Origin of the sequence: Bacillus arachidis (assembly GCF_030285945.1) — a bacterium.
GTDB lineage: Bacteria > Bacillota > Bacilli > Bacillales > Bacillaceae_G > Bacillus_A > Bacillus_A arachidis.
Window position 1 is genome coordinate 13263 of sequence record NZ_CP127374.1, and the last position, 14929, is coordinate 28191.

At 35.6% G+C, this 14929-nt stretch carries 16 protein-coding genes; 1 reads left to right on the forward strand and 15 read right to left on the reverse strand.

The features are described from left to right. Positions 1-7: 7 nt before the first annotated feature. Positions 8-583: a recombinase family protein gene (locus tag QRY57_RS01220; protein ID WP_286015267.1), complete on the reverse strand. Its 576-nt coding sequence runs from the start codon at positions 581-583 to the stop codon at positions 8-10. A gap of 211 nt (positions 584-794) precedes the next feature. On the opposite strand from QRY57_RS01220, the gene QRY57_RS01225 reads away from it, so the two are divergent. After that, entirely contained in the window at positions 795-2213 is a 1419-nt protein-coding gene (locus tag QRY57_RS01225) for a hypothetical protein (protein WP_286015268.1), read from the forward strand. Between the two features lie 180 nt (positions 2214-2393). Here the strand turns inward: QRY57_RS01225 and QRY57_RS01230 are convergent, their stop codons facing one another. The 14 genes from QRY57_RS01230 to QRY57_RS01295 form a co-directional block, all read right to left on the reverse strand. After that, positions 2394-2888, reverse strand: a complete 495-nt coding sequence (locus tag QRY57_RS01230; protein WP_286015269.1) for a hypothetical protein — start codon at positions 2886-2888, stop codon at positions 2394-2396. Positions 2889-3092: 204 nt separating this feature from the next. Then, positions 3093-3977: an Rpn family recombination-promoting nuclease/putative transposase gene (locus tag QRY57_RS01235; RefSeq protein ID WP_286015270.1), complete on the reverse strand. Its 885-nt coding sequence runs from the start codon at positions 3975-3977 to the stop codon at positions 3093-3095. 731 nt (positions 3978-4708) lie between these two features. Continuing rightward, on the reverse strand, positions 4709-4987 hold the full coding sequence (locus QRY57_RS01240; RefSeq protein ID WP_286015271.1) for an AbrB/MazE/SpoVT family DNA-binding domain-containing protein: 279 nt from the start codon (positions 4985-4987) through the stop codon (positions 4709-4711). Positions 4988-5161: 174 nt separating this feature from the next. Then, a complete protein-coding gene (locus tag QRY57_RS01245; RefSeq protein ID WP_286015272.1) occupies positions 5162-5299 on the reverse strand; it encodes a hypothetical protein in 138 nt (45 codons plus the stop codon). Positions 5300-5331: 32 nt separating this feature from the next. After that, a complete protein-coding gene (locus tag QRY57_RS01250) occupies positions 5332-5544 on the reverse strand; it encodes a hypothetical protein (protein WP_286015273.1) in 213 nt (70 codons plus the stop codon). A gap of 229 nt (positions 5545-5773) precedes the next feature. Then, on the reverse strand, positions 5774-6070 hold the full coding sequence (locus tag QRY57_RS01255; protein ID WP_286015274.1) for a hypothetical protein: 297 nt from the start codon (positions 6068-6070) through the stop codon (positions 5774-5776). Positions 6071-6086: 16 nt separating this feature from the next. Further along, complete coding sequence (locus QRY57_RS01260) at positions 6087-6440, reverse strand: hypothetical protein (protein ID WP_286015275.1); 354 nt, start codon at positions 6438-6440, stop codon at positions 6087-6089. Positions 6441-6486: 46 nt separating this feature from the next. Continuing rightward, positions 6487-7071, reverse strand: a complete 585-nt coding sequence (locus QRY57_RS01265) for a YddI family membrane protein (protein ID WP_286015276.1) — start codon at positions 7069-7071, stop codon at positions 6487-6489. Between the two features lie 23 nt (positions 7072-7094). Continuing rightward, positions 7095-8219, reverse strand: a complete 1125-nt coding sequence (locus tag QRY57_RS01270; protein WP_286015277.1) for a peptidoglycan DD-metalloendopeptidase family protein — start codon at positions 8217-8219, stop codon at positions 7095-7097. A 32-nt stretch (positions 8220-8251) separates the two neighbouring features. Further along, positions 8252-8647, reverse strand: a complete 396-nt coding sequence (locus tag QRY57_RS01275) for a hypothetical protein (RefSeq protein ID WP_286015278.1) — start codon at positions 8645-8647, stop codon at positions 8252-8254. Positions 8648-8726: 79 nt separating this feature from the next. Then, positions 8727-11267 carry a CD3337/EF1877 family mobilome membrane protein gene (locus QRY57_RS01280; protein ID WP_286015279.1) on the reverse strand — a complete coding sequence of 847 codons (2541 nt, stop codon included), beginning with the start codon at positions 11265-11267 and terminating at the stop codon, positions 8727-8729. Further along, positions 11264-11773 (reverse strand): hypothetical protein, encoded by a 510-nt coding sequence (locus QRY57_RS01285; RefSeq protein WP_286015280.1) that lies wholly within the window; start codon positions 11771-11773, stop codon positions 11264-11266. Before QRY57_RS01285 ends, QRY57_RS01280 begins: the two co-directional genes overlap by 4 nt. 58 nt (positions 11774-11831) lie before the next feature. Then, positions 11832-14402, reverse strand: a complete 2571-nt coding sequence (locus QRY57_RS01290) for an ATP-binding protein (protein ID WP_286015281.1) — start codon at positions 14400-14402, stop codon at positions 11832-11834. After that, positions 14362-14916 carry a TcpE family conjugal transfer membrane protein gene (locus QRY57_RS01295; RefSeq protein ID WP_286015282.1) on the reverse strand — a complete coding sequence of 185 codons (555 nt, stop codon included), beginning with the start codon at positions 14914-14916 and terminating at the stop codon, positions 14362-14364. The genes QRY57_RS01290 and QRY57_RS01295 overlap by 41 nt, the downstream gene beginning before the upstream one ends. Positions 14917-14929: the final 13 nt, after the last annotated feature.

The following is a 14929-nucleotide window of genomic DNA, read 5'->3' on the forward strand; positions in this document are numbered from 1 at the left end:
CTTTACCCTAATCCTCTTTTTTAAAATTTCTCTTTTTAATCTCACGATATAATGCTGAACGACTTACCTGTGTTATATTGCATATTTTTCTTATCGTATGATTTCCTTCTTCATATAGCTTAATTGCATAATCCATTCCCTCATGTTTTCTTCCATACTTACGAGGGCGTCCTAACTGAACCCCTTTTTTCTTTGCAATATCTAAACCAGCTCTTTGTTTTTCTTTTAGTAACTCCCGTTCCCATTCAGCAACAGCCCCAATGATATGAAAGAGCATTTTACCAGTTGCTGTTCTGGTATCAAAGTTATAATCTAGGCTAACTATATGAACATTTCTTTTTTCCAGGTTTTCAACCAGCTCCAACATATGTTTCAAACTTCTAGCTAGACGATCCATTCGGGCTACAACAACTGTATCTCCTTCTTGAAGATCATGGAGTAAACTTTCTAACTCTGGTCGCTTTTCAGACACACCACTTACCTTTTCTTGATAAATTACATCTACTCCGAATTTTTCTAATGCTTCAATTTGTGTATCTAAATTTTGATCGTTACTACTTACTCTGGCGTATCCACGAATCAAATTTCCACCCCACTTTTGGAATAAGTTTTTGAGACATCTTAAACATAGAATACCACGTTCAAAATAGTTGGTAAATACTAGGATTCCAAAAACTTTACTTTTTGGGACATTTATAAATGAAATAATTACACAATATTAGATTCGTTTTACTTTTTATGGATTTTAGTTATATAATTTTTTTAGTTTAAGTATTTCACAAGGGGTGTTTCAATTGGCGGATGAAATTATTCAAAGAAAAGACATAACTGCAACAGTAGGGGATTTTTCAAGTGGTTTAACGGATTATTTAGTACATTTAGGTTTACCATGTGAAAGTATTTTAGTTGATCCTGATGAGCGTACAGTTGTTATTAATAATCTCCCTAATATTGTTACAAGGTTGAATGATCAACAAAAAACTGAAGCTATGTACATTTCTAAATTTATAGCAGCATGTGGTGCAGGGTTATTTGATGCTGCTATAAATTTTTTATGGAATGAAACTGTAGTAAATTTAAGAAACAAGGTAATTCGATTTGATATGGATTATTTTTTAAGTACAGTAGTTACTGATCCTAAAAGACGTAAGAATTTTAAAACTGAGGAAGACTTAGTGAAATTAGATGATTGGGAATTAGTAAAAGGATGTAAAGATACGGGAATTATCACTCAAATTGGTTTTAAACATCTTGATTATATTAGAGATATGAGAAATCATGCGAGTGCAGCACATCCTAATCATAATGATCTTGACGGTTTACAAATATCAAGCTATTTACAGACTTGTATTAAAGAGGTTTTAGCGAAAGAACCAGAAGGTCCAGTTTTAGAAATTAAAAGATTATTACATAATATAAGAACAGAGGTTTTAAATGAGACAGATGTTCCTCCTATATTATCTAATATTACAAAGCTACCAGTAGATTTAGTTGACTCACTTGTAAGAGCAATTTTTGGAATGTATTTAGATTCGGAAATTGAAGTGACAGTAAGAAATAATATAAAATTATTAGTACATTGTATTTGGAATAATTCTTCTAAACAGGCCAAACAAGATATAGGATTGAAATACGCTGTTTTTTCAGTAAATGCAGATTTAGAAAGAAAAAAATTATCTCATGAATTTTTATCATTAGTAGATGGTTTATCTTATTTGTCTGAGGATCAGATAGCTGTTGAGATTGATAGTTTATTAGATTCTTTACATACTGCACATTATGGTTGGGATAACTTTTACAATGAACCTAAGCATATTAGAATGATTTCAAAGTATGTTCCTCAATCTGGTGATATTCCTATTTCAGTTTTAGATAAATATGTTAAAACTATAATTACTTGTAGATTAGGAAATAGTTATGGGGTTTCTAGAGATGCTGTAGGGTATTATGATGAACTTATACAAAAATTCCAGGAGGAACACTTTAAAGTTTTTGTTGGGTTGCTTCAAGATACTGATATTATTTCTAAATTAGAAATTACTTCATGTGCTAATTTGTATAAAAAATTGGCTGGAGATTTTTCTATGAAACCTATACAGAATAAGGAATTAAAAAAATTCTTAGAACGATTATCAAGTGCTACTGTAAAATTGCTACCTAAAATTCATCGTGATGAAAGATTTCCAAAAATTATTAATGCTATTAATCAATAATAAAAATCATTAAATGTTATATGTTATTTCTATAAAAAGTAAAAGTAAGTTTACCTCTTTTTATAATTTGTAAAACACACTGTTAAATGTCTAAATAATAACCCATTGATATCGTGCATACGTACCGATATCAATGGGTTTTATGAGTTTAACATTTTGTATCTTTTGTAAAACTAATTTTCAATTTTTAATTTCTTTTGCTTCAAGAAAATGAAAAGTTGGAATACTTAATTCTTGACTTAATTTTTCTTGATATTCATCTACCTTTATAACTTTTAATACACCATTTTCTTCTTGATACTGTACTAAATATGGTTTATCTGAATCTTCATCTTTAGAAACTATATGATACAATACATTATTTTTTTTAATTGTCATCGCTTGTGTTGTCGCAATTTTCCCTGTTTGAAAAGGGTAAGATTTAAATTTGTTTTCAGTATTCGCTTGATCTAATGACCTTTTCTCATTATCAGTCATAATAGTATATACATAATTACCATCTTTTTCAGACAACATAGCGTAATCTTGACTCACTACACTACCATATATCGGATCTTGAGTAACTTTTTGCACTGTCTCTTGAAGAGCATTAATGTAAAAATATAAAATGACCATTCCAACAACCATACCAATAAGAACTACAGTTAAAACGATTTTTTTAATTGATTGCATCATAGATTGTAAAATCCCTCCTATATCTTTCTGAAAAATTAGACTTATACAATTATTTCCTGTGTTTTATATTACCATAAATAGTTCAAGATAAGGTGCTTTTACCCATATCAAGTTTATATCTCTTCGAACACTAATTATACTCCTGGTGGCGGCGGCCACTAAAAAATAACACCTACAGTATTTGTAGGTGTTATTTTTAATCATTTATGCTTGTAAAATGTTTCGTATTTCTTCTATATCTAAACTTGTAAACTTTGCAATATCTTCTATTGGCATTCCGTTTTTGTGCATACCACGAATAAGCTGTATTTTCCCTTTTTCAATGCCCTTCTCAATCCCTTTTTGTTCTGCATAAGCAAACTTCGCGGCTTCATCCATCAACGCTTTCTCCCTTGCTTCATACGCTTGTCGGAAAGAAGAATCTTGACTCATACGTTCCCATTTATTCATGGCCTTTTGTAAAATCGGGTCTTGGTTCATCGCAATCTCCTCCAATGTTTGGGTTAATTGTTCATCTTCATTTGCTGGAAGTAATAATAACCAACGAACAAATGAATCTTCCCAGGGATTTACTTGTTCATTCCGCCACTGTTGCATGAGTTTTGGAATCTCCACAATATGAACTTCAATATCATCACTTAACTTCTTTTGTTGTTGCTGATTCCATAAGATTCCTGTTGTATGAAATGCTTCATATTCTGGAAACATCACAAAGTTTAATAAATTAATCGTAATGGTTTTGTGAAGAGAACTATATGGCATTCCCTTTTGTAGTTGGGATGTATATAGCCTTCCCCAGTAATACAAACTTCTCTTAATCATGTCATGATTGTTATTCAGCTGTATTTCTACATTTACCTTTGTTCCTGTATCTAATGTAGCGGAAATATCTAAAATCGATAATTTATCCTCTTCATGTTCGCGGTGTAAGTGTGGATCTTCTAGTTGTAACGAAACAATGGGTGATTCTAAAGAATCTTGTAACATCGCATTTAAAAAAGCAATGAGAATATCTTCATTTCCACTTGTGCCAAATAATTGTTTAAAAGCAAAATCAATGCGTAAATTCACTAATTGTTGGTTGGACATGGGTTTTCCTCTCCCCATCTCATATGATGTTTTTCTTTCATTGTACATAAAAAAGTGATACACATGCAAATAAGCCCTTATGTCAACATACATGAGAGAATAATAAGGTTGCTATCCATTTCATTCAAAATTCTATCCAATGAACCTATTAATGCACCCTTTTACCCAATTTATTATCCAAATTAGGAATTTCATGCACCATTTTTTCGGAATTACTCTCCAGCTTCCACATAATTATAGCCACATAGACTTAAGCACATATACCTAGATATATGTACTTAAGTCTATGTTAGGGTGCATAACTTAGGTACATATCTCTCTCCTAACATAAAATGTTATAAATTCAACATTAATTGACATTTCAGAGACCCAAAAAACTGATTACAGTACGGCTCTCAAAACGGCAACTCAATACCCCTTGAAATAGACAATTTTGTTTAGAAACATGTTCATATTCCCCAAAAATTTTTTGTACAAAAACTAGGTATAATTTTAGCATTTTCACTATTGCACAACACCTAAATTACCACTCAAAAGTTTACATCTATATGGAAACTTTTAAAGAAAAAAACATGCCGATTTTCGGATAAGAAGTACAAAATTCTCATGTCTTTTATCATGTAATTAATACTAAAAGATTTTCATTCATCATATGAAGTAATTATGAAAAAAGGCCCCTTCTTTCTATCTAGGAACCTTTTACATTGAGTAGAGTTTTTACCTATATTCTTCTATTTCACAAGATATTGCTGTAATTCTTTTATTAAAAGTTCAGCACCTTCTGGACTAAGAACAATCTTTCCATTCGCTAGGGAAAAGTTTCTTTTTGAAACATCTCCTGTTATTATGCAAGCTTGGTGAGATTGATATTTTTGCAAAACAATCTTATCATCTTCTACAAAGATTTCCATTGGATCTTTTTCTATAATTCCTAATGTTTTTCGAAGCTCCATAGGAATAACAATACGCCCCAATTGATCTAATTTCCTAGTAACTCCTGTTGATTTCATGAAATCCCACCTTTTATTAATCTAGTCTTCTCCTATTTATTGTAACGGAAAATCACCGGTCGGAATAGTGTGATATACTCAATGAAATATAATTGTCACACATAAGAAAAAGCCCTGCTGTATAAGCAAGACTTTTTCAAACAACCGTATATCTGCTATCTTCTGAAACACATATCAATAAGTGAGAGGGCTTCTATCCTCATTCTCATGTCGATAATCACACTTCTTACAAAAAAGAATCCAATTTGGATATTCATCATACATCGGAATCATTTCAATTTCTTTTTCTTCTGAACATCTTGGACATACCATATTCGTTTCCTCCTTTTAGCAATATTATTTTTTCACTTTTGTACGACTGTATATCGAATTTCCTCCGAAATATATAAACTTGTATTATCAATTTTTATCCAACACTTTCCTAGTCTTCGTTTTATTTCTGATTGCAATTTCTCGTTTGCTTCCTCTAAAGAACGTGCTGGAATGATTGCGGATTGTAAACCTCTTTCCTTGCCACCATACATCACTGAAAAATCAATTTCATACCGATGTATCATGGTTCCCTCACTTCCTTTCTTTTGGAATCACTTTGTCCACTCGAGCGAAAGATAAATACCCATACATAATCAAATATATGCAATATCTTCTAAAAAATTGTCCATCTCCCTCTTATTTCTTCAAAAACTCATATGAAGCTCCTAATAAACTGAATAAGAAACAAAATCTCATTTGACATCAAATGTATTAGGATAATCCATAAAGTTCATTACAAGCGAATCTGAAAAGTCATTTTCTTTGAAAAGGAAACTTTCTTTGTCTGTAATCATACAAAAACTGTTTTCCAACACATGCAATGGAAAATCCAGCTGTAAAAGACGCTGCACTGATTCTTACTAGGCGCTGCCAATGATTTTCTTGCAAATAGTGATCTGCAAGATACATACAAATGACAGTCCAAAGAATGATTACAAAACCATATTCATCATATTTTCCTCGTTCTAATTTTGTTTGTTGAAATGGGTATACCTGGGTACATAAAAAGGCTATTAGTAACACCAATAGCCCAATTTCTATAGAAATCATTTCGCATCTCCACCTTTTATCTATTCATGATTTCATACTGTTGTAATAAATCCTTTATAACCATGCAATACCTGCTAAAATGGAGGATGTTTTGCGTGGCGATCTTTTTAAGATCTATATTCGTTACAAAATCTTGTAATATTCTTAACTCAAAAACTAAGAACTTTTCATTCTGTTGTTGAATAGAATGAGGGACATTGTGGATTGCATCTGTAATTTCTTGTATGCATTTCGCACCGTATTTATCTTCTTTTGAAAAGAAATCATTTTGATTCTGTTCATCAATTGGAAACAATGATACATTTCGAATAAAAACAAATGTTTCATGCAACACTTCATAAGAGATATCATATATTGATTTTTGCTTCATTCAAATTCCCCCATATTCTCTTTTTCTTATTCCGAGACAGAATGCATCAAGGTCCTTCCATTCCAGAATGAATTTGAAATTCATAATTCTCAACAAACCATTTTTCACCATCTAATACTAAATTTAATTTCATCGAATGTTTTTCTTGTTGCTCTGTTCCATCTACTGTCACAATATAATCATACTTGACCGTTACATCTGCCTTGTTCTCTGCGGTCTTGATATAATACATATCTGTAATCTTAGCTTTCGATTGAATATGCATAGAAGAATCATTCGTATGCCCATGTGTATCTTCTGTTGGCGCCTCAAACAATTTCTGCTTTGCTTCACCAGTTACCATTCCTTTGATTTCTTCTATGCCTGGCTTTTCCTTTTCTTTGCTATCATGTTGTATGAGGAGCTCAACAAACCGTTTCGCAACTTCTTGCCCTTTATCCTGTGTGTTTTCTTTTAAAACTGTAATGCGTTTTTCTAGCGTCTTATTCTCGGCTTTCAGCTCTTTTACTTGTTCTGTCCATTTCTTCTCTGTTCGCTCCACTTTCTTTTCTAACGTATGATTCTCTCTCCATAACCATACACTCGCTATACCCAATACAATGATGATGAAAACTGTTATCCCTTGCTTCACTTTCATGCCCCCTTTTTCTTTTGTTATTGTGGTAAGAATGGTCCTGGGTCTACTTGCCCAAATTTGAAAGATGTTTTAATTTCAAAGTGAAGATGTGGCCCTGTTACCTGGCCCGTTTTTCCGCAAACACCTACTTGCTGGCCGACACCAATGTTTTGTCCTTCTTGAACAGTAATAGATGACATATGACCATATAAACTCCAATATCCATTTTGATGATTAATAACTACTAGGTTGCCATACCCCCCGAACCCACTGCCAGATTCGCCAAACCTCGCTAATTCCACAACGCCATTTTTCGACGCGGCAATTGCGGTGACGCCGTCTTGGCAAGCGTAATCAATTCCTTTGTGAATCGTGCCCCAACGTGGACCATAAGGGCTCGTAATGATTGTGTTTGGAATAGGACGAACAAAGCCTTGTGAACTTGCCCCTCCTGTATCTACGACACCACCTGGTTTCCCTGCTTCGCAATTAAAAGTAAGTCCTCCCATTTCTGAAGCAAACTTCTTCACTAATGTTGGCCACAAACCGTTCGTACCAAATGGATCATTTGCTGCGCCAGGTGGCGCATACTTTGCACCAATGGCATCAATCGTTGTAATCCCCATTCCGATATAGTTTTTATATAAGTTTTTAGCCATAGCGTTAATGCCTTCGTCAAGTGTTGGAAACTTCATAAATCCCTTCATTTGAGCACTGCCAGGATCCATGAGCCCCCCTGGATTGTTATAGTTCTTCACCGCATTGGAAGTACCATTCCCCGTTTCTAACTTCGCAATCGCGGCCAATAAAATTGGATCAATTTGATTTTGCGTTCCCGCATTTAAAAAAGCCTGTGCTTTCCCTGTGAATACACCGCCCAGATGTGGTTGCAATTCCTCTGGTGTCACTGTCTTCCCGCCTGGGCGACACACTGTCATGCCATTGCTCTGTACAGTAGGCGGTGCCTCTTCTGGCTTCCCTATGTCTTGCCCAAGTATGATAAATAGAAGAAATCCCAAAAACACTAGTACTCCCACGATTAAAGTCGAACTACTAAAAAAAAGAGCTAGTAACCAAGATTTCTTTTTCTTTTTTTTCTTATAACTTTGGACTATCTCCTCTTGGATCATTTTGTCTACGGTTTCTTTAAGCTGTTCTTTCATATCAACCCTCCCCCTTTGTCGCTATGAAAATATTATGAGTTGGAATATCTTCTATATATCACCATGTACACAATAGCTAAAATGACGGGAATCGATGTAAATATGGGAAATCCGATTGTTAAAAAAGTAGATTGTTGTGATTGTACGAAGCCTAGAAGTCCAAAATGTCCGGTTCCTACAAACCAAACAAATAATACAAGTTGAGGAATTCGTGTTATGAAAGAACGTGTTGTTTTTTGTATGACCTGGATCAGAATTAAAATCAACATGTACCATATCAGCAATATGGAAACAACCCAAAACATCGTATTCGCTTGCCATTCCTGTTGTAAAAAGAGTATGATCAGATTCATCCAACCTAAAAAACCAATACAAAGAAATAAACCAACACTCATCACCTTTACCATTGTTAATACTTTGTGTTCCATCGTGTATGACACTCCTTTGCTTCTATACTTGTAACCTGGTATTTCTTATAAGGAAGTAAAGCCCTATGACACTAGGACTTTACTCATCTTTAGGTGATTGTAAGCTATCTAAATTCTTGAAATCTTGTGAAGGAGGATTCCAGTTTTCACTTCCGGCCGCTAAAGAATCCCATTGTAAATTTGGTGTATCTGGTAGTTCCATATCCCATTCTGAAGCAGGTTTATCCTTTACTTGTGCCAAAACTGAAACGGATTGAGTTGGAATAGAAAAACTAGATTCGTTTGTTGCTTGCATTTGTTTAGTTGACTCGACATCTATATCAGTATCTTGTGGGAGAATGCGCCCTGTTTCGTCTACTTTGGCAGGAATCGCTGATGGAATTGTGTCACTTACTAACGATGAATTCGTGTTTTCTGTACGTGGGACAATGACACCATCTTCTGTCACATCTGCACGAATCGTTCCTGGAATTACATCTGTCGGGATCTCTTCCGTTTGCATTTCTTGTGTTGGAATGTTTGTTGGGATTTCCTCTGTTGTAATGTCTTGTGGTAGTGCATCTGTTGGGATTTCTTGTACTAGAATATTTGTAGGGATTTCTTCTGTTGCCATATCTTGTGGCAATACATCTGTTGGGGTTTCTTCCATTGGAAGTTCTTGATCTGTTACCACTTCTTGCGTATCAAATTCATTTGTAGGATGGTCCACAATTTCAATTGTATCTAGTCCATCATGTGGTATATCTTGCGCGTCATCTTCTAGTGTAGGCAACTCTCCATCTATTGCCTCCTCTTCTTTTAGAGATGCAAGTTCTTGATCTGATACCATATCAGGATCTTCTAATGGTGTTGTTTCGTACTCTTCTTCCTGCCCCTCTTCAAGTTGCTCCTCTAATGCTTCATTATCTAAACTGATTAGGTTATGTTGCAATGACGCGTCTTCATCTGATTGGTCCATTTGCTCCACTTCTTCGTTTTCTTTTTCATCTTCTGTCTCTTCTTCTTTCTTAGCTTGATCTTGCAAAGAAATGAGATTCGATTTCTTTTTGTCTGCTTCTTCTTTTTCTTGTTCCATTTCTTCTTTTGACAAATCTTTCGGTACATTGGCCTTCATCAGCTGTTGTTCTTTCCCCTCTTCTGATTGATCATCTAACGCTTCTACCACTCCACCTGCCGCTGCCAATTCAGCTGCTGAATTGAAATGTCCTCCAATTTTATCTCCAACACTCGATACTGTATCTCCAGCCAATTCCTTCCCTTTATCAACAAATCGTTCTGTCATAAGAGAAATATCTGTTGCAACTTGATACACACCTTTTACTTTTTGGAATGAAGCAACAAGGTTATCTCTAAAGATGTAACATAAAACGAAGACAAGAATTTGAAGAACCATAGTCGATACATAACCTGCAATTCCCGCTTCTGGTAGTACGTATAACAGCTCCGCAACAGTGAAGATAATGACAAGCAAGGCAGACGCAAAGATTTTTAGAGCTAATGGTTTTACCCATTGTTTTGCCCAGCTTTCCATCACACGTCGATTCCCTGGTAATAAAGCAACTGCCATCACAATAGGTGCAATAATACTCATCACCATGAACCATAGTTGGAATGCTACAATCAGTAAACAAAAGACGATTACTGGAATACCCGCAAATGCATTGACGATATAGTACATGAGCGTAAATACGAGACGTTCACTTACTGATGATATGACCATCATTTTATTACCATTATTCACTTCATCTTTTATCAACTTATTGCGATCCCCTCCAGGAGGTTTCGCTAATAATTCATCTACTCGTTTTTCCCCAATTTTCTTCTTAGAATCTTCTCCATACTGCAAGAACAAGTATGGTCTCTCCACTAACAAATCCCAAATTTGCTTTTTCACTGAAAAAATCGCATCTTGTTTGGAACGTCCTGGATCTCCTGCAACTGTTCCTGTCGCTTTTGCTAATACGACTGTACTAATGTCAGAACTGATTGTATTGGCACTTTTTAGTATCGTGCTTGCATTCCCGATATAGAACACAATAAAAGCAATGACTAGAACTGTTTTGACTAATTCGTTTAAGCCAGCTGTTGGTTGACGTTTTACAAAGAAAACATATCCTGCATAACAGGCAGATAAAGCACACGTAATTCCGATAATCGCTGGGAATAAGCCACTGTCTAAAAAGCCTTTCTTTCCGACCCCTGCGATATTTTGCATGGCTGCCGCGAGTTTATCCGCAACTGCATCTACAATATCTAATTTCAACGCTTGATCAACTAAAAAGATGGTTAATTGTGATAGAATAACATTCAGCTGAAATGCCATATTTGCAAACCATTGACATACGGTGTATAGCATCCTTTGAAGGTCTTTTCCTATGCTGTCATCTCCAAATAAATAATCCCAACCTTTTTCTAGAATATTTTTGTCATCTTCTTTTGGCTGATACGTATCAACTTCATAATATTTATCCTTGTAAATCCCATCTGTATATCCTTGAAATAGATTGTTCGAAATCCGATCTGTCCCCGTTTTGTTTTTCTCTTCCGCTAGGGCCACTTGTGACCCTAGTGGAAGAAGGAAAAAGACAAAAATCATACAAATCGAAAGAAGTTTTCTCATTCTTTTTGCCCCCATTTATGGACATGAACAGGTTTCACACTACCTACAATTGATTTCAAACTATTATTTGAATCCCATGCCCATTCGTAATTTTTCCATTTCCCATCTTTCTTGTCTTTTATCATCCGCAGATATAATCCCATTTGCGCTTGTTCTACAGGATGATAAAATTTAATTCTGTAGTAATATTCATTTTCGTCTTCTTGTAAATCATATCGAAATACATCATATCGATTTTTCATGTCTTTACTAATACCAGGATTTCTAACTCCTTCATTCATAAAGCTGTACTTTTCATAATGAAGATCATTTAGCTTTTTCGTATCCATTTCAATATAGGCTTTTAAGTATTCTACTGCTGCTTTATCCGCTTCTTTTATATCTCGTTCCTTTTGATTTTCTTGCTGCGTTGCGTTACTTTTTGTTTCATTTCCGCATCCCGCTATACCCGTAACCATCAACATTCCTGCGACACATAATCCAGATAATTTGTGTAATGTTTTCATTTTCCCATCCTCCATATACAGATAATTTCGAATACTCTTATCTGTATTGTAATACGAATTACGCCAATTGTTGCGCACGTTCTTCATCCGTCTTCGTGGAGGAATCAAAGGCAGTCAATAATTCTTGGAAAACAGGATCAATATCAACGACAGCTGTTCGACCAAAAATATCCTGGAACAAAGCTTGCCCGCGATGTAATCCACGTAATCTTGTAATATTTTCTTCTGTGACTGGCAAATTATAATAACGTAACATTTCTTTTGCTTCCTCATCATATTTCAATGCAAAACAAAATTTCATACCCACATTGGCTATTTCTTTATTTTCAGATTGATAGTCAGAAGCATTTTGACTTCCAAGATATAGACCAGTGTTATGATAACGACCTTCCCGAATGATTTTATCGGAGGAAGCCGCTCCCTCTTTATTCTTCAAAATACTTGATGCTTCATCTTGTACATACACTTTGAAAATACTACGGTCTGAATGCATCAGTGACTTACCAAATGCTGCTAAAGCAATTAAGATACTGCGAGACAATTTATCTGTCACACTTTCGTTTTTCTCTTCTGTTTTTGGAATACGTAAGTGTTGGATTTGTAAGACTTGTAATGGACGTTCTAGGCTCAATACGCGATACTTTTGACCTGGTCTTCCAAATAATAAGTCTCCTAACTGTATGCCTTCTAATGTCGCTAGGCGGTTCGTAAGTGCGTTTAACTTTTCTAATTCGGTCGCTAGTAAATTCGGTTGTTTCTTCATCTCCTCTAGCTCTTCTCGAACCAACGTCATACATGCTTCTTCTTTCTCTGCTACCTGTTCAATGGCCTTATATAAATAGTCATATCTTGTATCTTCTAAGCCCACATTAGATAAGAAAGTGAGAATCTCAAGAGCTAAACTCTTCGCATCTTCTATTGTTGCACTAATGCGAAATGGATCTAAACAGCCTGCATCTTCTTTACTTTTACCAAGCGTCCAAACTTGCAACTTCTCTTCATCAAACCCCGGTAATAATTCTGGCCATCTTGTACGATCCCCCTTCGGATCAATCACGAATGCCCTTCCTCCGCTCATAACAATCCAGAATACTAAAAGGTTCATTAAGAATGACTTCCCTTTTCCCGTTTGTCCGGCAAACATAACCGATAAGCTATCAAATTCCGTCACAATATGACCAAGTGCTTTCGCTGCTAAATCTGGTCGAATAAAGACTGGACGGTTCAATTTGGTTGTCTTCCCAATATAGAATCCTTGATTGTCACCAATTTGTGTCGTGGCTCCAAACATTCCTTGTGCCAACACGCCTGGCTCTACAAATAATTTAAAATCTGTATTGTAACGGGTAGAACCTGGTAGGAACTCATAGAAGTAAGCGAGCTGCTCCCCGTATGGATTAACTAACTCAATTTTCATTTTTCGGTATTCTGTGATGAGCGTATTCACACGTGACTTCAATGTTTTTTCATCCTCTGCATAGACACAAAACAGAACACTTAATTCATATCCAGGTGCCCCTGTGGTTTCAAAGCGATCTTTTACAATCTTTACTCCTTTTGCTTTTCGCTCAATAGTTAAATCCGTTGTACGCCCTCCCACCATTGCCTGACGACGTTGATCATTTAACTCTAATTCACTATTGGTTAACTTTTGCGTGACTAACTGATTTTCTAAGTGATACGCACGCACACTCATTTCAACTGGAAATTTAAGCGATTGCGATTGTAATCGATAAATCCATTCTCCTCCTGGAAAACTGGAGATTTCCGGCATACTTTTTACCGCTAAAAAAGCCACATGCATGTTTTCTATTTCGCCTTCTTCATTTTGTCTCTCTATTGTAAGAGATCGTCCTGGGCTTTCATCAATCACACAATCTGTGAGGTGAATCATTTCTTGCAAGTTTGGGCGGCGAACTTTTACTGGCTTTCCTTCTTCATTTTTGAGGGTAAGAGTCGTTCCTGTTTTCCAGTTTTTCTCTACATGCGGCTCTTTCATGCCACGAGTGAAATTATGTTGGAAGAGAAAGCGAATCGATGCCGGAGTAGCACGACGGGTGTTCCGAAACGCGCCCCTTACCTGGTTATATAACACTTCCTCTACATCCAAATACTTTTCAATTTCTTCTTCTAAAATATCTGTTACGTTCATGCCCGATACATTGTGAGCTGTTTCAGAGAAACCTTCTTTTAACTTCTTCATAAATTTCCAAGTTTCTACGACAGGGTTTCGAATTTGTCTTTCCTTTTGCTGCGGATTGAGCTGTACAAGGACATAAAAGCGATATTCCATATTTTCTTTTGCAATGGATGCATTGCGTAAGTACTCTTTCATTTTCGTAAACAGATAACGACCAGCTGGTGCCATTGGCCCTTTTAAATTTGCGATATGTTCATCTAGAATTTCATCTGAATTTGTTGTACGAGGGATAACAAGTAAGTGGACATCATATTCTTGATGGGTAAAAAGTGCGAGTTGGTTACGATAGTACATTTTTTTTGTACTTTCATCTTGATGATCGTATTCAAATCCATCTACTTCATAGACACCAGATACTTTTCCGTCTGTACTAATCGCAAGATTATTTTCAATGTGTTTCAGTGAACTTCTCTTCATGCTTCTTAGCATATTCCAACTCCTCCTTTTGTGGTAAAAATGTAAGGTTATAAGCGTGTATATCTTGTTCTTCTATTGAGATAGAATCTGTTCTTACTTCTTTCAAATCATCCGCACTGTATTGCACGCATACATGACCACGAAATACATGCTTTTTTAACTTTGGTAATGCAACGAGCCGGCTACTTTGATGTTTCCGTAATTTAAATGTGATCCATGAACGAATAAAGGCGAAAAAAGATTTCCCATCCGTTTTGTATTTATCAACGCCCCATACAAGGAAGAAGGGGATTACACCATAATACACAAGCCAAGCACTATCGATGAGATCTCCCAGGAACCATTTAAAAGGAGGGAGGAAGCGGAGCGCAACTAGCCCCGCCTCTACCGCCGCAAAATATCCGAGTGCCCTCCATGTTACAGCTCTTGGAAGTCGATATCCCATAATTTCATATTGTCTCCGCATGTAATTCATATAGCTGCCAAAGCAATATACGAAAATGGAAGACGATTCTTTTTCTTTCATACAGCTCCCTCCC

Bases quoted from the DNA above. Each gene is read 5' to 3' on its own strand.
- QRY57_RS01240 (WP_286015271.1), bottom strand. From the start codon at position 4,987: ATGAAATCAACAGGAGTTACTAGGAAATTAGATCAATTGGGGCGTATT.
- QRY57_RS01230 (WP_286015269.1), bottom strand. From the start codon at position 2,888: ATGATGCAATCAATTAAAAAAATCGTTTTAACTGTAGTTCTTATTGGT.
- QRY57_RS01260 (WP_286015275.1), bottom strand. From the start codon at position 6,440: ATGAAGCAAAAATCAATATATGATATCTCTTATGAAGTGTTGCATGAA.
- QRY57_RS01295 (WP_286015282.1), bottom strand. From the start codon at position 14,916: ATGAAAGAAAAAGAATCGTCTTCCATTTTCGTATATTGCTTTGGCAGC.
- QRY57_RS01235 (WP_286015270.1), bottom strand. From the start codon at position 3,977: ATGTCCAACCAACAATTAGTGAATTTACGCATTGATTTTGCTTTTAAA.
- QRY57_RS01280 (WP_286015279.1), bottom strand. From the start codon at position 11,267: ATGAGAAAACTTCTTTCGATTTGTATGATTTTTGTCTTTTTCCTTCTT.
- QRY57_RS01270 (WP_286015277.1), bottom strand. From the start codon at position 8,219: ATGAAAGAACAGCTTAAAGAAACCGTAGACAAAATGATCCAAGAGGAG.
- QRY57_RS01290 (WP_286015281.1), bottom strand. From the start codon at position 14,402: ATGCTAAGAAGCATGAAGAGAAGTTCACTGAAACACATTGAAAATAAT.
- QRY57_RS01255 (WP_286015274.1), bottom strand. From the start codon at position 6,070: ATGATTTCTATAGAAATTGGGCTATTGGTGTTACTAATAGCCTTTTTA.
- QRY57_RS01250 (WP_286015273.1), bottom strand. From the start codon at position 5,544: ATGATACATCGGTATGAAATTGATTTTTCAGTGATGTATGGTGGCAAG.
- QRY57_RS01245 (WP_286015272.1), bottom strand. From the start codon at position 5,299: ATGGTATGTCCAAGATGTTCAGAAGAAAAAGAAATTGAAATGATTCCG.
- QRY57_RS01275 (WP_286015278.1), bottom strand. From the start codon at position 8,647: ATGGAACACAAAGTATTAACAATGGTAAAGGTGATGAGTGTTGGTTTA.
- QRY57_RS01285 (WP_286015280.1), bottom strand. From the start codon at position 11,773: ATGAAAACATTACACAAATTATCTGGATTATGTGTCGCAGGAATGTTG.